At 73.0% G+C, this 17,632-nt stretch carries 15 protein-coding genes and 1 pseudogene; 6 read left to right on the top strand and 10 right to left on the bottom strand.

The window, feature by feature from the left end:
- Together EYA84_RS10895 and EYA84_RS10890 are read left to right on the top strand one after the other, a co-directional pair.
- On the top strand, positions 1 to 1,860 hold a 1,860-nt coding region (locus EYA84_RS10895), incomplete at its 5' end, for a hypothetical protein (RefSeq protein WP_131052913.1).
- 37 nt (positions 1,861 to 1,897) lie between these two features.
- Complete coding sequence (locus EYA84_RS10890; protein WP_131052912.1) at positions 1,898 to 2,902, top strand: aminoglycoside phosphotransferase family protein; 1,005 nt, start codon at positions 1,898 to 1,900, stop codon at positions 2,900 to 2,902.
- Here EYA84_RS10890 and EYA84_RS10885 read toward each other — a convergent pair.
- The gene (locus EYA84_RS10885) at positions 2,899 to 3,627 is read right to left on the bottom strand and encodes a CPBP family intramembrane glutamic endopeptidase (protein WP_131052911.1); all 729 of its coding nucleotides are present in this window, start codon (positions 3,625 to 3,627) and stop codon (positions 2,899 to 2,901) included. The genes EYA84_RS10890 and EYA84_RS10885 overlap by 4 nt on opposite strands.
- Before the next feature lie 62 nt (positions 3,628 to 3,689).
- Here EYA84_RS10885 and EYA84_RS10880 point away from each other — a divergent pair, with 62 nt between their 5' ends.
- Complete coding sequence (locus tag EYA84_RS10880; protein ID WP_131052910.1) at positions 3,690 to 4,283, top strand: TetR/AcrR family transcriptional regulator; 594 nt, start codon at positions 3,690 to 3,692, stop codon at positions 4,281 to 4,283.
- A gap of 112 nt (positions 4,284 to 4,395) precedes the next feature.
- Here EYA84_RS10880 and EYA84_RS10875 read toward each other — a convergent pair whose 3' ends face one another.
- From EYA84_RS10875 to EYA84_RS10860, 4 genes are read right to left on the bottom strand one after another with little or no spacing between them, the layout of a single operon-like run.
- Positions 4,396 to 6,219, bottom strand: a complete 1,824-nt coding sequence (locus tag EYA84_RS10875; protein ID WP_131052909.1) for an IucA/IucC family siderophore biosynthesis protein — start codon at positions 6,217 to 6,219, stop codon at positions 4,396 to 4,398.
- The gene (locus EYA84_RS10870; RefSeq protein WP_131052908.1) at positions 6,216 to 6,794 is read right to left on the bottom strand and encodes a GNAT family N-acetyltransferase; all 579 of its coding nucleotides are present in this window, start codon (positions 6,792 to 6,794) and stop codon (positions 6,216 to 6,218) included. The genes EYA84_RS10875 and EYA84_RS10870 overlap by 4 nt, the downstream gene beginning before the upstream one ends.
- Positions 6,791 to 8,071, bottom strand: a complete 1,281-nt coding sequence (locus EYA84_RS10865) for a lysine N(6)-hydroxylase/L-ornithine N(5)-oxygenase family protein (protein WP_131052914.1) — start codon at positions 8,069 to 8,071, stop codon at positions 6,791 to 6,793. The genes EYA84_RS10870 and EYA84_RS10865 overlap by 4 nt, the downstream gene beginning before the upstream one ends.
- Before the next feature lie 34 nt (positions 8,072 to 8,105).
- Complete coding sequence (locus EYA84_RS10860) at positions 8,106 to 9,656, bottom strand: aspartate aminotransferase family protein (protein ID WP_131052907.1); 1,551 nt, start codon at positions 9,654 to 9,656, stop codon at positions 8,106 to 8,108.
- Between the two features lie 551 nt (positions 9,657 to 10,207).
- On the opposite strand from EYA84_RS10860, the gene EYA84_RS10855 reads away from it, so the two are divergent.
- From EYA84_RS10855 to EYA84_RS10845, 3 genes are all read left to right on the top strand, one after another.
- Positions 10,208 to 12,283, top strand: a complete 2,076-nt coding sequence (locus tag EYA84_RS10855) for a penicillin acylase family protein (RefSeq protein ID WP_131052906.1) — start codon at positions 10,208 to 10,210, stop codon at positions 12,281 to 12,283.
- Complete coding sequence (locus EYA84_RS10850) at positions 12,276 to 12,863, top strand: GNAT family N-acetyltransferase (RefSeq protein WP_131052905.1); 588 nt, start codon at positions 12,276 to 12,278, stop codon at positions 12,861 to 12,863. Before EYA84_RS10855 ends, EYA84_RS10850 begins: the two co-directional genes overlap by 8 nt.
- Positions 12,864 to 12,926: 63 nt before the next feature.
- Complete coding sequence (locus EYA84_RS10845; RefSeq protein WP_161594945.1) at positions 12,927 to 13,697, top strand: trans-aconitate 2-methyltransferase; 771 nt, start codon at positions 12,927 to 12,929, stop codon at positions 13,695 to 13,697.
- Here the strand turns inward: EYA84_RS10845 and EYA84_RS10840 are convergent.
- The 5 genes and pseudogenes from EYA84_RS10840 to EYA84_RS10820 all read right to left on the bottom strand — a co-directional run.
- On the bottom strand, positions 13,664 to 14,371 hold the full coding sequence (locus EYA84_RS10840) for a dihydrofolate reductase family protein (protein WP_131052903.1): 708 nt from the start codon (positions 14,369 to 14,371) through the stop codon (positions 13,664 to 13,666). The genes EYA84_RS10845 and EYA84_RS10840 overlap by 34 nt on opposite strands.
- Positions 14,368 to 15,000 carry a GTP cyclohydrolase II gene (gene ribA / locus EYA84_RS10835; protein WP_131052902.1) on the bottom strand — a complete coding sequence of 211 codons (633 nt, stop codon included), beginning with the start codon at positions 14,998 to 15,000 and terminating at the stop codon, positions 14,368 to 14,370. Before ribA ends, EYA84_RS10840 begins: the two co-directional genes overlap by 4 nt.
- Positions 15,001 to 15,011: 11 nt before the next feature.
- Positions 15,012 to 15,974 (bottom strand): lysylphosphatidylglycerol synthase domain-containing protein, encoded by a 963-nt coding sequence (locus tag EYA84_RS10830; protein ID WP_131052901.1) that lies wholly within the window; start codon positions 15,972 to 15,974, stop codon positions 15,012 to 15,014.
- Positions 15,975 to 16,036: 62 nt separating this feature from the next.
- Positions 16,037 to 16,858 (bottom strand): class I SAM-dependent methyltransferase, encoded by an 822-nt coding sequence (locus tag EYA84_RS10825; RefSeq protein WP_131052900.1) that lies wholly within the window; start codon positions 16,856 to 16,858, stop codon positions 16,037 to 16,039.
- 291 nt (positions 16,859 to 17,149) lie between these two features.
- A pseudogene (locus EYA84_RS10820) lies at positions 17,150 to 17,569 on the bottom strand (class I SAM-dependent methyltransferase); the annotation flags it as partial.
- Positions 17,570 to 17,632: the final 63 nt, after the last annotated feature.

The raw sequence follows: 17,632 nt of genomic DNA, 5'->3' as shown, positions 1-17,632 counted from the left end.
CAGGACCTGTACCGGGTGCTCCTGGTGGGTCACTCCCGGGGCGGCGAGGGCGTCAACCGCGCCGCGATGGACTCGCTCACCCCGCCGCCGGCCGCCGTCGACGGCTACTCGGGCCGGGTCCGCTGGACCGTACGCGGTCTGCTGCTGATCGGTCCGACCATCTTCGGCCACAACCCGGTGCCGGACGTCCCGTCGGTAACGATCCTGCCCGGCTGCGACGGCGACGTCCTCGACCAGCAGGGCCAGATCTTCGTGGACGGCACGCGCGGGGTCAGCTCCGGCCGCGCGTTGCACAGTGCGCTCTACGTCATCGGCGCCAACCACAACTTCTTCAACACCGAATGGACGCCCGGACAGGCGGTGGCCCCGTCGTGGGACGACTTCTTCACCGACGACGGCGGCCCGGATGCCGTCTGTGATCCCGGCACCCCGACCCGGCTCACCGCCGCGCAGCAGCAGACCGTCGGCGCCACCTACGTCGCCGCCGCCGCACGGCTCTTCGTCGCGGGCGACGACCGGGTCCGACCACTGCTCGACGGCAGCGGCCGACGCGCCCCCTCGGCCGACCCGGCCCGGGTGCGCAGTCACGCGCTTGGCGGCAACCGCACGCCGGTCCTGACACCGGATGCGTCGACCAGGCTCTCCGGCGGGGCTCGCCTCTGCGAACAGGTCACCTTCGACCCGCAGCGGTCCTGCCTCGACCCGGACGACCGCAACGCGCAGTTCGCGCACTTCGTGCCGTTCTACTGGAACGTGCCCGACGCCGACCGGTACGCGGCCGAGCTGACCTGGTCCCGCGCCGGCACCCCGATCCGGCTGGCGCCACCCCGGCCGGTATCCGTCGCCGGTGCCCGGGAGCTGGCACTCCGCGTCATCGTCCCGCCGAACACCACCGACAACCGGTGGGACGTCACCGTCGTCGGCACCGACGGACGGCGCACCCGGCTCGGCGAGGTCCGGGTCGACGGCCTGCCCGGGACCGGGTACACGACCTCGTACTGGGCACAGGAGGTGCGGGTGCCGCTGAAGGGCGCCCCCACCCGGCTCGCCGCAATCGAGATCACCCCGCGCAGCGCGACCGGCCGCGCCTGGCTGCTCGACGCGTGGGGATGGACGCCGGGCACGCCCGACCCACGCCCGGCCCCCCTGCCCCGCCTCGACGTCGGCACCCTCCAGGTGTCCGAGGGCGACTCCGGCACCCGGACGCACGAGATCCCGGTGTCGTTGACCGGACGCGGCAGCGGCGCGGTACGGCTGTACCTGCTCGACCCGGTGACCCTCGAGACGCGCATCTGGACGGCCACCGTGCGGCCCGGTCAGCGCCGCATCCCGGTGCCGGTCGAGGTGGTCGGGGACACGCTGTGGAACTACACCGAGCAGTACACCTTGTCCGTCAAGACGGACCGGGGCGTGGTGGTCGGCGACTACGTCGGTGGACTCGACGTCCGCAACGACGACCCGGTGCCGGTGCTCACCGTCGAGTCCCGTGAGGTGCGCGTCGCCGAGGGCGAACTGTTGAGCTGGCGCCTGTCCGCGTCGGCGCCGACCGAGCAGGGGCTGTTCCTGTCCACCTGGCCACAGGCGCCCAGCGCCGGGCCGGAGTTGTCCACCCTGGACGTGGACCCGGAGTGGTTCACCAACTACGCGAACGAGTCGGTGCAGCCGGAACGGCCGTTGTCGCAGACCTGGCTGATCCCGTACGTGGTGATTCCGGCCGAGACCGGCGTCGGTGAGGTCATCGTGCCGACGATCGCCGACTCGGTGACCGAGCCGGACGAGTGGATCGAGCTGGCCTTCACCGAGCGCGAGAACGGGCCGATCGTGGACGTGGTGCTGACCGGAGTGGTGACCGGCGGCTGACCGGTGACCGGCGGCACCGGACGCATACCCTGGTCCGGTGCCGCCGCTCAGCCCCACCCAACAGGTCCTCACCGCCGACGACGTGGCCGACTACGTCCGGGCCTCGTTCGGCCCCGACCGCAAGGTCCGCGACTGTGCGCCGCTGACCGGCGGCAGCTTCGCCACCGTGTGGTGGGTCCACCTCGACGACGACCGCGAGGTCGTGCTCAAGGTGGGCCCGCCGCCCCGCGCCCGGCTGCTGCGGTACGAGACCGGGCTGCTCGCCGCCGAGGCCCGCTACTTCCGGCTGGTCGCCGACGGCGCACCGACGGTGCCGGTGCCGGCCGTGCTGCACCACGGCGTGCACCCGCGCCTCGGCGAGTGGCTGGTCACCAGCCGACTGCCCGGCCGCGCCCTGCCCGACCTGGACGTCGACGACGCACCGGCCCGCGCCGACCTGGGCGCGGCGACGGCGGCCGTGCACCGGATCACCGGCGACCGGTTCGGTTACGACGCGGGCCGCAGCGGCGGGACGACCTGGCGGGCGGCGTTCACGGCGATCATCGATGACCTGCTCGCCGACGCCGCCGACTGGGACATCGCACTGCCCGCCCCGCCGCAGCGGTTCCGCGCGCTGGTGGCCCGGCACGGTGACCTGCTCGACCAGGTACGCCGCCCGGCGCTGCTGCACTTCGACTGCTGGGACGGCAACGTGCTGGCCGCGCCGGACGCCACCGGCGCGTACCGGATGTGCGGGCTGGTCGACGGCGAACGGTTCCTCTACGGCGACCCGCTGCTGGACCTGGTCTCGCCGCTGCTGTTCCGGCGGGCCGAGGACGAGCCGACCCATCCGTTCCTGCGCGGGTACGCCGAGGCCACCGGCACGCCGCTCGTCTTCGACGACGGGGTGCGCCGCCGGTTGGCGCTGTACCGGATGCACCTGCACCTGCTGATGACCGTGGAGATGCCGAGTCGGGGCATCACGCCCGACAACGACCCGGGGCGGCACACGCTGCTGGCCGACCTGGTGGCGCGCGACCTCGCCGACCTGTCCGACGACTAACCTGCGGTGGCCTCGACGGCGAAGGCCAGCACGACCAGGGTGCCGTTGCTGACCGCGTGGGCCAGGATCGGCACCCAGAGGTTGCGGTACCGGTGCAGCAGCCAGGCGAAGATGAGCCCGGCGACGAGCGCACTGATGGTGTTGAAGAACCGGGGCAGGTGCGCTACGGCGAAGAAAGCCGAGGAGAGGACGATGGCGGCGACGGCAGGCATCCGGGCCGCCAGTCCGCGGAAGAAGACGCCCCGGTAGAGGACCTCCTCGTAGACGGGTGAGGCGACGGCACCGAAGGCGAACGCGAAGGTGAACTGCGCCAGGAGGCTCCCGGCGGGGTAGCCGCCCTCTCCACCGCCGCCCTCGGTGAGCGCGGTGGGCAGCACCAGCAGCAGGCCGAGGGTCAGCGCGGCCTTGGCCATGCCCCATCCGGCGGCGGCGCCGACCTGGGCCCGGTCGGGGCGCTCCAGCAGCAGCGGTCGGCGGATCGCGCCGAAGCGGTGCCAGGTGACCAGCAGGCCGACGGCCAACTGGGTGCCGTTGATCAGGGCCCAGGCGATGCTCGTGGCCGCCATCTCGGACATGCCCAGCCGGGCCGGTCCCTGTGCCAGGAAGTCCGCCACGGCCGAGTTGGCCAGGCCGATGCCGACGAGGAACACCAGGGCCATGTCGCGGTAGGTGAATCGAGGGGCGTGGGTGATCGGGGTGGTCCGGCCCGGTGCGGAACTGCTCATGGGCGCTAGATTAGGTCGCTGACCTATATCGGTCAAATGACCGATCATCTATGATCGCTGGCGTGCCGAAGGTTGTGGATCATGAGGAGCGGCGGCGGCATCTCGGTGCCGCCGCCTGCACAGTGCTCGCCCGCTCGGGCTCGGTCGGGATGACCGTCCGGGCGGTCGCCACCGAGGCCGGCATGGCGCTGGCGACCGCTCAGCACTACCTGCCGACCAGGGAACGCATGGTGCAGGCGGCCATCGCGCACCTCGCCGAACGGGTGACGCGCCGGGCGCAGACGATCCCGGCGGACGCCATCACCGTGGACGTCCTCCGGCAGGCGGCGTGCGAAATCGTCCCGCTGGACGACGAGCGGACCTTCGAGGCCCGGGTCTGGCTCGTCCTGACCGCCGAGGCGCTGGTCGACGCGCAGATAGCGGAGATCCTCGCCGAGAGCGAGGCGGCCCTGCGGGCCAACCTCGAACGGTTGCTCACCCGGGGTCGGGCCGGCGGCGACCTCGGGGCGCACGTCGAACCGCGCGCCGAGGCCGCCGCGCTGACCACCCTGACCGACGGCATCACGGTCCGGATCCTGACCACCGGCCTGAGTCCCGCCGACGCCCGCACGGAGATCGACACGCACCTCGCCCGACTCGCGCCGGCAGCCGGTTGACGGCGGCACCCGGTCCCGCCGTGCCCACGCTCGACGGCGGGACGCCCGGCCTCGCCACCACAACCGCGAACGCCACCCGCCCGGCCGCCGTCAGGCAGGGCGGGTCGGCGGCTCACCGCGCGGGCGCGAAGCGGGCCAGGGGGTTGGTCAGGGCGCCGACGAGTTGCAGGGCGGCCGACGGGTCGGAGAGGTCGACCATCTGCTGGTTGTCGCGCAGTTGCAGCCGGTTGAGGCAGGAGAGCGCGAACTCCGGGGCGAACAGGTCGTAGCGGGCCAACCGGTCGGCCAGGTGCGGCACCTGGTCGGCGTACGCGGTGGCGCAGTCGGCGACCGCCCGCCAGAACGTCTCCTCGTCCACCACGCCCTGCGCGACCAGGGTGGCGCTGAGGAAGCGGAAGAAGCAGTCGAAGACGTCGGTGAAGATGGAGAGCAGCTTCATGTCCTCCGGGATGTCGGCCCGGATGCGCTCCACGGTCGCCGGCAGCTCCGCCTCGGCGCTCATCACCACGATCTCCTCGGCGATGTCCTTGAAGATCACCCGCTCGACCGCGCCGTCCCGCAGCACCATGATGACGTTCTCGCCGTGCGGCATGAAGGCCAGGTCGTAGGCGTAGAAGGCGTGCAGCAGCGGGGTCAGGTAGGCGTTCAGGTAGCGGCGCAGCCACTCGGTCGGCGCCAGCTTCGAGGCGGCGACGAGTTCGGCGGCGAACGAGCGGCCGTCGGCGTCCACGTGCAGCAGCGACGCCATGGTGGCCAGCCGTTCGCCGGGGGCGAGGCCGGGCACCGGACTCTCCCGCCAGAGTGCGGCCAGCATCTTGCGGTACGGCGAGTAGCGGTCGGTGGCCGCCTCGTACTGCCGGTGCCGGTAACCGACGGCGGCCCGCTCCCGCAGGATGGTCAGGCCGGTGGCGCCGAAGACCGCGTCGCCGGCGACCAGCTCCGCGAGCCAGTCGTTGATCGCCGGGGTGGCCTCCATGTACGCGGCCGACAGTCCCCGCATGAAGCCCATGTTCAGCACCGACAGGGCGGTCTTGACGTAGTGCTGCTGCGGCGCGCTGACGTTGAAGAAGGTCCGGATGGACTGCTGGGCCAGGTATTCGTCCGGCCCCTCGCCGAGGTGCACCAGACGGCGGCGAGCCACCTCACCGGCGAACGTCACCGCCATCTTGTTCCACCACTGCCACGGGTGCACCGGCATGAGCAGGTAGTCGTCCAGGTCCAGACCGAGGTCACGCATCGTGTCGGCGAACCGGGACAGGGTCGTCTCGCCCAGTTCCGCCCGCAGGAAGCTCGCGTACTCCAGGTCGGCGGCGCTGGTGAAGGTGGCGTGGTCGCGGTGCGCGGCCACCCAGACGAGCCGGACCGGATGGGCGGCCTCCGGGGCGTAGCGGTGGTACTCGTCGACGCCGAAGCCGAGGCGGCCGTTGTTGGCCACGAAGCACGGGTGGCCTTCCGTCATCGACGTCTCGATCACCTGGAAGTCGGCCTCGACCAGCTCGGCGGCGCTGGGCAGCGCGCGGTCCAGCTTGTACGCGGCACCGGCCAGCGTGGAGGTGATCTCCTCCAGGTAGACGGGCAGGATCCGGTCGGCGAGCCCGAGCGCGTCGCGCAGCTCCAGGCAGAGGTCGACGGCGTCCAGCGGCAGCGACTCGTCCCCCCGGTGCCGGGTGATGCTCTCCGGGTCGATGTCCCAGTGCTCCAGCGCCAGCACCCGCGCGGCGAAGCGGTACCGCACCGCGCCGGAGTCGCCGCTCACCGCGTACCACCGGCGGCCGTGCGCGTCGGCGGGCCCGGCGGCCGGGTCGACCGGCTCGGGGGTCAGCAGCCGCTCGTGGGTGAACTCGGCGAGGGCCTTGCGCACCAGCAGCCGGTTGACCCGCTCCCAGGTCTGCGGACGCAGGTGTGCGACCGGTGCGGACGAGGCGGGGGTGGTCACGATGATGCTCCTTCGCTACGGGTCGCGGCGACGAACCGTTCCCGGGTGCAGATGCTCAACAGCGCCGTCTTCTCCGGCTTGTCGATCGGGCCGGTCACCTCGAACCCGACCGCCGCGTTGAGCGCGTGCACGGCGGTGTTGCGCACGTCCGGCTCGACCACGACCCGACGGGTGGCGGGGTCGGTGAAGAGCCAGGCCATCACGGCGGTGATCACGGCGGTGGTGAAGCCGTGCACGGGGGTGTCGGTGGGCGCGCAGAGGAAGTGCATGCCGACGTCGCCGGGCTGCGCGTCGTAGAGGCCGACCAGCTCCACCCGGGCCGGGTCGTAGCGTTCGGCGAGGAACGCCGGCTCGCCGCGCCACAGGCCGAGGAAGGCGTCGTGGTGCGGGTGGGCGGCGATCGCGCCGTACTCGGCCGCGACCCGGTCCAGGTCGGCGTCCTGCATCATCCAGAACGCCGCCTTGGGGTGGGTGACCCAGCGGTGCAGCAGCGGCGCGTCGGTGGCCACGTCGAGCGTGCGCAGGGCGAACTCGCCCAGCCCCGGATCGTGGCGGGTGAACACGAGCTCGGTCACGCGGGCACCCCGAACTCCTGGAACGTGATCGACTTCTCGATCGGGTACGCTTCCCGGCCGAGCAGCTCGCGGATGATCCAGGCGTTGCGGTACGGGCCCATCCCGAGGTCGGGCGAGGTGATGCTGTGCGTGTGCGTACCACCGTTCTGGAGGAAGACGCCGCGCCCGGTGCTGTCGATGCTGTAGTTGCGGGCGACGTCGAGCCGGCCGTGCCCGTCGAAGCGCAGCCGGTCGCGGATCGGGTCCAGGTACGCCGGCACCCGGTAGTGGTAGCCGGTGGCCAGCACCAGCCCCTCGGTCTCCATCGTGAAGTCGCGTTCCTGCTCGACGTGGCGCAGCGCGAGCGTGTGCACCCCGGCGGCCTCGTCGTAGGTGACCTCGGTCAGCTCGGTGTTGGTCAGCAGGCGGGTGTCCACCGGGCCGTGCACGCTGGTGGCGTAGAGCAGGTCGAAGATGCCGTCGACCAGGTCGGCGGAGATCCCCTTGAACAGGCCCTTCTGCTCGGACTCCAACCGGTAGCGGGTCGCCTCGGGCAGCGCGTGGAAGTAGTCCACGTAGTCCGGTGAGGTCATCTCCAGGGTGAGCTTGGTGTACTCCAGCGGGAAGAACCGGGGTGAGCGGGTCACCCAGTTCAGCCGGTAGCCGTACGTGTGGATGTCGCCGAGCAGGTCGTGGTAGATCTCGGCGGCGCTCTGGCCACTGCCGACCACGGTGATGCTCCGTTTGGCCCGCAACGCGTCCCGGTTCTCCAGGTAGCGCGAGTTGTGCACCGCGTCGGAGGTCAGTCCGGCGCACGCGGGCGGCAGGTGCGGCGGGGTGCCGGTGCCGAGCACCACGTGCCGGGCCCGGTGCGTCACGGTCTCGCCGGCCACGGTGGCGGTCACCACGTACCGGTCGTCGGCCGGGTCGTACTCGACGGCGGTCACCTGGTGGCCGAAGCGCAGGTTGGACAGCTTCCCGGCGGCCCACCGGCAGTACGCGTCGTACTCCACCCGCAGCGGATAGAAGTTCTCCCGGATATAGAAGGGGTAGAGCCGGCCGATCTCCTTGAGATAGCTGAGGAAGGAGTACGGCGAGGTGGGGTCGGCCAGGGTCACCAGGTCGGCCATGAACGGGGTCTGTAGGCGGGAGGACTCCAGCAGCATCCCGGGGTGCCAGGACACGTCGTCGCGGGCCTCCAGGAACAGCCCGTCGATCTCGGCGATCGGCGCGGTCAGGCAGGCCAGGCCGAGGTTGTAAGGGCCGAGACCGATCCCGATGAAGTCGTAGCTGGACATCCGGCCCTCCAGGCTCGGGTTCTCCGGCGGCATGTCAGCCGACCGGGCAGGTCAGGTCAACGGCGGGCGTGCCGGCGTGGGCGTGCACGTACCGGCCGGCGTGCTCGGCGATCAGGTCCAGCACGTACCCGACATCCTCGCGTGTGGTGTGCGGATTGAGAACGGTGAACTTGAGGTACTGCCGACCGTCCACCTTGGTCCCGGCGACGACGGCCAGGCCGGAGGCGGCGAGCGCCTCCCGGGCCCGCAGGTTGGCCGCGTCGGCCAGGTCCCGCCCCCGGCCCGTGGGCAACCAGCGGAACACCACCGTGCTCAGCGGCGAACGGGTCAGCACCTCGAAGCGGGGATCGGCGGCGACCAGATCGAAGGCGTCGTCGGCCCGGTCGCAGACCTCGTCGAAGAGTTCGCCGACCGCGTCCGGGCCCATCACCCGCAGGGTCAGCCAGAGCTTGAGGGCGTCGAAGCGCCGGGTCGTCTGCATGCTCTTGTCGACCTGGTTGGGGATGCGCTGGGCGACCATCCGGGCCGGGTTGAGGTAGTCGGCGTGCCAGGTGACGTGCCGCAACGTCCGCCCGTCACGGACCAGCACCGCGCTGGAGCTGACCGGCTGGAAGAAGGACTTGTGGTAGTCGACGGTCACCGAGTCGGCCCGCTCGATGCCGTCGAGCAGGTGCCGGCGGGTGGGCGAGACCAGCAGCCCGCAGCCGTACGCGGCGTCGACGTGCAGCCACACCCCGGCGGTGGCGCACACCTCGGCGATCCCGTCGAGCGGGTCGATGGTGCCGAAGTCGGTGGTGCCGGCGGTGGCGACGACCGCCATCACCGGCAGGCCGTCACGGCGGCAGCGGGCGATCTCGTGGCGGACCGCGCCGGACCGCATCCGACGGTCCGGGCCGGTCTCCACCAGCACGATCGCGTCCGGGGCGAGGCCGAGCAGCTTGGCCGCCTTCTGGACGCTGAAGTGGCCGGCCGCCGAGGCGATGATCCGCAGCCGGGGCAGCAGGATGCGCCGGTCGGCGGGGGTGGCCCCGGCCAGGGCCTCCTCCCGGGCCAGCAGCAGGGCGTGCAGGTTGGACTGGGTGCCGCCGCTGGTGAACACCCCGTCGGCGGTCGGGCCGAACCCGATCCGGCCGGCCGTCCAGTCGACCAGCCGTCGTTCGATGAGGGTGCCGCCGGCGCTCTGGTCCCAGGTGTCCATCGAGGAGTTGACCGCGCTGAGCACCGCCTCGCCGAGCAGTGCCGGGAGCACCACCGGGCAGTTCAGGTGGGCCAGGTAGCGGGGGTGGTGGAAGTAGACCGCGTCGCGCAGGTAGACCTCCTCCAACTCGTCCAGGGCGGCCGTGGCGTCACCCAGCGGGCGGTCCAGGTCGACGGCGTCGACCAGCGGCGCCAACTCGTCCGGGCGTACGCCGGTGCAGGGTCCGGTCGCCTCGGCCACCCGCCGGGCCACCCGCTCGGTGCCGGCCGCCACGACGCGCCGGTACTCCTCGACTGTGCCGGCGTGGAACAGGTGGGCCCGGGCTGTTGTGGGCCCGTTCGGCGGCCGGGTCGGCGTTGCCTCGGCGGTGTGCACCGGCAGGGTCATGGACGTCCTCCACGCTCGGCGGATCAGGTGTCGGGCAGCCGGAACCCGCCGCTCGTACGTCGAGCGGCGGAGTGCTGCGGTCTCGGCGGGTGGTGGCAGGGGCGGCCGACGGGATGAGGCGCGGGTCGCCCGGAGGCGTCAGGCGAGCAGTCGCGCACCCGGGGGCGGGGTGGCGGTCGGCACGAGGCCGCTAATGGCAGGTGCGAAGCGAGGTCGACCGATGTGACCGTCACGCGGAGGACCGAAAGTGATCGGCGAGTCGTCTCCGTCACGGCCGGCGGCCACGCCGACTGCGTCAGCAGTGCCGGCGGCGAGTGAGCCCCTGTGCGGGGAACGGCGGACGGAGACGGGATGAGGCATCGCGTCGTCTTTCGATCAGGGTCGAGAGGACCTTGGACAACCGCGGTTAGGTTAACCTAACCTAACCGACTGTCAAGTCCCGCTCGGCGTTTCGCACCACACAGGAGCTCACACTGTCCGTCATCGAGCCACCACCCGTTTCCCCCACCGCCGGTCCCCGCCACTCCCCTGCGCACCGGTACGGTTACGCCGTGGACGAGCGGCGGACGACCGGACCCTCCGCGCACAGTGGACGCCGCTACCGGGACCGCTACGGCATCCCGCACCTGCGCGCCGACGACCCCGGCTCGCTGGCGTACGCACAGGGTCGGGTCACCGCCCTGGACCGGGCCTGGCAGATCGAGGTGGAACGACACCGCTCCCAGGGCAGCAGCGCCGCCTTCCTCGGCCCGGACGCGCTCGCCTGGGACCGGTTCGCGCGGCAGGTCCGGCTCGCCGACACCGCGCGACGCTGCCACGCGGCGCTCGACCCGGCGACCGCCGAGTGGGTCGGCCGGTACGTCGACGGCGTCAACAGCGGCCTCGCCGAGGGCGCGGCGCGGACCCCCGAGTTCGCCGCCACCGGCCTGTCCCCCGGCACCTGGCAGCCATGGACACCGCTGGCCGTCTGGCTCGGTCACCACGTGCTCTTCGCCGGGCTGCCCACCAAGCTCTGGCGCGAACACGTGGCGCGCAAGCTCGGTGCGTCGGCGGCCCGCCTGTTCGCCGTCGACGGGCAGGTGACCTCCGGCAGCAACGGCTGGCTGGTCACCGGGGACCGCACCGCCACCGGCGCGCCCCTGATCGCCGGGGACCCGCACCGGTTCATCGAGGCGCCCGGCATCTATCAGCAGATCCGCCTGGCCTGCCCGGAGTACGACGTGCTCGGGTTCGCCGTGCCCGGCGTGCCGGGCCTGCCGCATTTCGGGCACGCCGGTGCGGTGGCCTGGGCCATCACCAACGCGATGTCCGACTACCAGGACCTCTACGCCGAGCGGCTGCGCCGGGTCGGTGACGCGGTCGAGGCGTACGGGCCGGACGGGTGGCGGCCGGCGTACCGGCAGGTCGAGACAATCGAGGTGGCGGGCGCCGACCCGGTCGAGGTCGAGGTGATCGAGACCGAGCGGGGGCCGGTGGTCTCCGGCGGCCCCGACGACGATCCCGAGCTGACCGTCAGCCTGCGTCACCCGCCCCGGGTCACCGCCGACCTCGGCTTCGCCGTGCTGCCCGCGCTGCTGCGCGCCCGCACCGTCGGCGACCTGGACGCCGCCCTGGACGGCTGGGTCGAGCCGGTCAACGTGGTGCTCGCCGCCGACACCGACGGTGGCCTGCTGCACCGGGTCGCCGGGCGGGTGCCGCGACGGCACCCGGACAACGGCCTGCGGGTGGTGCCCGGCTGGTCGGCGGAGCACACCTGGCAGGGCTGGCACGACACCCCGCAGTCCCCGGTCGACGGGGTCGCGGTGATGGCCAACGAGCGCGGCATCTCCTCCGCCCTCGGCGTCGAGTTCGCCCCGCCGTACCGCGCCGACCGGATCCGTACGCTGCTCACCGCCCGCACCGGTTGGCGCGCGGAGCAGATGGCCGCCGTCCACACCGACACCCACCTGGCCGGCGCCGCACCGCTGCTCGCGGTCCTCGCCGACCTGGACGGCCTCAGCGCCGACGCCGACGCGCTGCGGACCCGCCTGCTGGCGTGGGACCGGCGGATGGCCGCCGACAGCGTCGACGCGGCGGCCTTCGCCGACCTGCGCTCGGCGGTGGCCCGACGGCTCGCCGTCCACCCGGCGCTGGCCGGGCTGGCCGAGCCGCCCGCCCACCCGGAGGTCTTCCACCCCTGGCTGGCCCTGGTGCCCCGGGTCGGGTACGCGGTGGTGCCGCTGCTCCACGCCGACCTGCCCGGCGTGGACCGGGACGCGCTGGTGCGGGCCGCAGCCGAGGAGGTCGCCGCCACCGGCGACACCCGTCGGTGGGGTGAGCGGCACCGGCTGCTGGCGTGGCAGGCCCTGCCCGACCCGGCAGCGCCGCCCGGGCCGGAGCTGCACGGCGACAGCGACTGCGTGCTGGCCACCTCCAGCGTCCCCGGCGTCACCGACCTGTGCCTGCGCGGGCCGGCCGCCCGGTACGTGTGGGACCTGGCCCGCCGCGAGGACAGCCGCTGGGTGGTGCCGCTCGGCGCCACCGGCACCGGAGCACACCGCGACGACCAGCTCCCCCACTGGCTGCGCGGCGACCTGGTCGAGGTGACCTGCGACTGGGACCGCCTCACCGAGGAGCACGATGACTGACCCGCACCACCACCGGCGGCACGTCCCCGGTTTCGGCACCGTCACCTTCCGGCCGGTCGACCCGGAGGCCGACGCGGACGTCATCCACGGCTGGGTCAGCCAGGACCGGGCCCGCTTCTGGGGGATGGGCGACGCCGACCGGGACCGGGTCGTGGAGGTCTACCGGTACGTCGACTCGCTGCCCAGCCACCACGCGTACCTCACCCTGCGCGACGGGCAGCCGGTGGCGCTGTTCCAGGGCTACCAGCCCGAACACGACCCGGTCGGCGAGTGTTACCCGGTACGCCCCGGCGACTACGGCGGCCACCTGCTGATCGGCACCCCGGTACGCCCCGAGCCCGGGTTCACCGGCACGCTGCTCGCCGAGTTCGTCGCGTTCGTCTTCACCGACCCCACCCGACGGCGGCTGATCATGGAGCCGGACGCTCGCAACGACAAGGCGATCGCCCGACTCCGGCGGGCCGGTTTCGTCGAGGGCCCGTTGATCGACCTGCCGCACAAACAGGCCCGCCTGATGTTCCTCGACCGACCCAGGGTCGCGCTCGATCCAGGATCGAGTGGCATCCCAGCGCCGCAGTGACCACCCGATCCCTGATCGAGCGTGATCTCGGAGGCGGGTTCCGCAATCGAGAGGAGTGCCGTGGTGGACGTCTTCGGATCGGTGGCCGACCTGTACGACACCGTCCGGCCGGGCTATCCGCCCGAGATCGCCGGGGAGATCGTCGCCTACCACGGCGGCACGCCCGCGTCCGTGGTCGAGATAGGTGCCGGCACCGGCAAGGCAACGACCGCGCTCGCCCGCATCGGCGCACCCCTGACCTGCATCGAGCCCGATCCCCGGATGGCGGCGCTGCTGGCCGCGCGTCACCCCGGTGTTCGCCTCCACGTCAGCACCTTCGACCAGTGGTCGCCACCCGCCGGTGGGGTCGACGTGCTGGCCTGCGCCATGGCCTGGCACTGGCTGGATCCGGCCACCCGCAACGCACACGCACGGCGGGCACTCGCGCCCGGCGGCACACTGGCTGTCCTCGGGCACCGCTACGACTACACCGACCCCGGCCAACGAGCGGCGATCCGATCGGCACTGCACGCCCTGGACCCCACCGTGCGGGAGCGGCCCACGGACTGGTTCCACCAGGACATCGTCGACCATGGACAGTTCGTCGACGTCCGCCAGGAGGTCTTCCGACGCGAGCTGCCCCTCGACCGGCAACGCTATCTCGACCTGGTGCGCACCTTCGGGCCGTACCTCTCCCGGTCGCCGGAGCAGCAACGGGCTGGTCTGACCGTCCTCGGCCGACTGGTCGACGACTTCGGTGGCACTGTCCTCCTCGACCTGCGCACCACGCTGGTGCTGGGCCGGGCGGGACGGCGCACCGGTCACGCCGGCCGGCAGCGCTCCGACAGGGCGTAGCGGGTCAGCACCACGTCCCCGATCTGACGCGCCTCCATCACCTGGGCCCGCCGGCCCGGATGCCAGGGGAACCGGCCCTCACCGACGAACCGGGGTGCCCGCCGGTCCCCGACGAAGAACGGCGCGACCACCAGGTGCAGTTCGTCGGCGAGCCCGGCGGCGAGGAACTGGCCGTGCACCACCGCGCCGCCCTCCACCAGGAGCCGCCGTATCCCCCGGTCGGCGAGGTCGGCCAGGGCCCGCGACAGGTCGACCGGGTCACCGGCGTCGACGACGGTGGCCAGGTCACCGAGGCGGTGCCGGGTCTTCTCCAGCGCGCCACTGGCGCTGTAGACGATCCGGTCGGTGTCGCCGACGGTGAAGAACCGGGCGGTCGGGTCCAGGTCGCCGCAGCCGGTCAGGGTCACCCGGGTCGGGGACTCCGGCAGGCCCCGGGCCACCCGCTCGGCCCGGCGCCGGTCGCAGCGGACCAGCAACCGGGGATCGTCCCGGCGGACCGTACCGGCGCCGACCAGGATCGCGTCGCAGTCGGCACGGACCGCGTCGACACGGTCGAGGTCCGCGTCGTTGGAGAGCAGCAGTCGCTCCTCGGTGGCGTCGTCGATGTAGCCGTCGATCGAGGTCGCGCAGCTGAGCAGCACGTACGGGCGCTGCGCCGTCGCCGGGCCGGTCACCGGACGAAGGGAAGATCGACGGTACGGGCGGCGCGGCTGGCCTTGGCCGCGAGGTAGTCGGCGTTGGCCGGGGAGAGGAAGACACCGGTGGGCACCTGCTCGGTGACGGTGACCCCGAGGCGCCCCAACTGCTCGGTCTTCTCCGGGTTGTTGCTGAGCACCGCGATCGGCCCGACACCGAGCGCGACGAGCATCTGCGCGGCCACGGTGTAGTCGCGCTCGTCCTCCTCGTGCCCCAGCGCCACGTTGGCCTCGAAGGTGTCCAGCCCGGCGTCCTGCAACGCGTACGCGTCGAGCTTGGCGTACAGACCGATGCCCCGGCCCTCCTGCCGCAGGTAGAGCAGGTACCCGCCGACCTCGGCGATCCGCTGCACCGCCTCCCGCAACTGGGGGCCGCAGTCGCAGCGCTGACTGCCGAAGACGTCACCGGTCAGGCATTCGCTGTGCGGGCGGACCAACGGCACGGCCCCGCCCTGCTCGGCGTCGCCGAGGGCGAAGGCGAGATGTTCCCGGCCGTCGACCAGGCCGTCGAAGGTGAACAACCGGGCGGTGGTGGCGTAGCCGTCGGGGAACCGCAGCGGCACGGTGACCTGCGTCCGGATGGAGGCGAGAGGCAGTGAGTCGGACATGGGTCTCCTCGTCATACGGTGGCGGGTACACGGACACGTCGAGCCAGCAGCACGGCCGCTCCGGGCAGGCTCGCGACGAGCACGAGAGCCCCGTACACGGTCGCCGCGGCCACCCCCTCGGCGGCGGTCAGGCCGGCGGCGGCGAACGCCCACGCGGCCACCCCCTCGCGCGGACCGAAACCGGCGACGTTCGCCGGCACGGCCATCGCGAGCAGGGCAAGCAGGGTCAGCGGCAGCAGCAGGGTCAGCGGCGCGGTGGAGCCCGCCGTCCGCGCCGCCACCAGGAACGTCGCCAGGTGCCCGCCGATCGCGAGCGCGGAGGCGAGCAGCACACCCAGCCAGGTGCGTCGGCCCAGCAGGCCGTGGCGCACGTCGGAGACGGCCGTACCGATCGCGCGGGTGACCCGGGTGGCGCCCGACTGCGGCAGCATCCTGGCCGTCAGCACCACGCCGGCCAGCACCGCGACCGCGACGGCGGTCGCCACCGGCAGGTACGGCCGCACCGGCGAGGGGAACACGAACAGCAGCACCACCGCGACCGCGACCAGCACCACCTGACCTGCGACGCGCTCCCAGACCACCGCCCGGATGCCGCGTCCCACGTCACCGACGTCACGGCCGTGGCGTACCGCCCGGTGCACGTCGCCGAGGATCCCGCCGGGCAGCGTGGCGTTCAGGAAGATCGCCCGGTAGCAGTGCGCGACCGCCTCCCGCAGCGGCAGCCCGACGCCGAGACCACCGGCGACCAGGCTCCACCGCCAGGCGACACAGACCGTGGTGAACAGGCCGATGGCGAGCGCGGCACCCAACGCGGGTGCGTCGATCAGCCGCAGTCCGGCCAGGAACGGTCCCGTTCCCAGCCACAGCAGCAGCCCGACGAGCACGGCGAGTCCCAGCGCCAGTCGTGCCCAAGCCCAGAACGACCGACCCGCCGGGGCGGCCGTGGAGACGGCGCCACCAGCTACATCCCCCACGCGTGCCTCCCCGGCATGGCGATCTTCCCTGACTGTACGCACGTAGTCGGCCGGCCACCGGTTCAATGGCACAGCGCGAGCAGGTCGACGTGATCGACCTGTACCCCGAGACGACCGGTTCTAGCCTCCTCGCGCCGACGACGCGCGTACTCCTCGGTGCGGTCGGTCAGCTCGGGCCGGTGGTCGCGGGCCGCGTCCAGCCAGCCGGCGAACCACTCCCCGGCCAGGTCGGCCTCGTCCGGCCCGAGCCGCCACGGGCTGGGCTGCACCCGCACCGGCACCCCGTGCCGGGCGAAGGCGGCGGTGCACGCCTGCACCGCGTCCGGGCCGAGCAGGTGCCGGCCCGCCACGGCCCGCCGCTGGTGGGCGTTGAAGGCCGCCGCCACCTCGTCGTCCAGCGGGTCGGACGGGGTCAACCGCACCCCGCCGGTCACCGAGATCAGGAACAGCGTCCGGGTGCCGGCACCGACACAGGCCGCCACGATGCGGTCGATCTCCTCGGCGGTCAGCATGTCGAGCAGCGCCGACGCGGTGACCAGGGCGGTACCGGCCAGGTCACCGTCGGTCAGCCGGGTCAGGTCCCCCGCCTCGGCGCGTACCGTGACCGCGCTGCCGTCGGCGGCGGTGGTGGGCATGTCGGCGCAGGCCCGGGCCAGCAGGTCGGGGTCCTGGTCGTGCAGCACCCAGTGCTGGGGGCCCGGCAGCAGCGGGGCCAGCCAGCGGCCCAGCGAGCCGGTGCCGGCGCCGAAGTCGCGCACCAGGTACGGGCCGTCGGTCAGGGTGGCCCGGACCGCGTCGACCAGCTCCGTCGACCGGGCCGCCACGTCGGCGGGTTCGCGCAGCGAGAGCCACTGCGCGAAGCCCGGCGGAAGCGAGAAGCTCATGCCGGCACTCCGCTCCGCTGCGTGCCGCCATGAGGCACCACCACCCTGCACCGATGATTCACTCGCTGACGCTTACTCATGCCGGCACTCCGCTCCGCTGCGTGCCGCCATGAGGCACCACCACCCTGCACCGATGATTCACTCGCTGACGCTCGTTCATGACGCCAATGCCTCCTTGAGGGCGGTGGTGATCCGGGTGGTGGTGGCCGTCCAGTCGTCGAGCGTGTCCCGACGCCGCAGGGCGGCCTCGCGCAGGCGTGCCCGCAGGGCCGCGTCGTCCAGCCAGTGCCGCAGCGCCCCGGCCAGCGCGGCCACCACCGGCGCCGGATCGTCGACGACCTCCAGGACGGCGTGGCAGAGCACCAGGTCCACGCTGGCCGGCTCGACCAGTCCGGCGAGCGCGTCACCGTCGCCCTGCACGGCGCGTACCCGCTGCGCCACCCCGGCCTCGGCGGCCCGGCGGCTGAGCGCGGCCAGCGCGTCGGGGCTGGCGTCGACCACGGTGACCCGGTGCCCGGCCCGGGCCAGCGGCACGGCGAAGCCACCGGTGCCACCGCCGACGTCGAGCACGGTCAGCTCGGCGGCGGGTCGGCGGTCCAATTCGGCGCGGAGCACCGACCAGACCACGGCGGTACGGGGGGTGAGCGGCGGCCCGGCCGGATTCGGGGTCTGTTCCACCCGGTCGAGCCTAGGGCCTGCCCGGCAGGTCATGTGCGGCGAGGCACGCCGTCGGGGCGGCGCGGGCCGACGACGGGACACGCGGCCGACGACGCG

The sequence above is a fragment of the Verrucosispora sp. SN26_14.1 genome (assembly GCF_004307965.1).
Classification (GTDB): domain Bacteria; phylum Actinomycetota; class Actinomycetes; order Mycobacteriales; family Micromonosporaceae; genus Micromonospora.
This window is presented reverse-complemented; position numbering and strand designations above follow the sequence as displayed.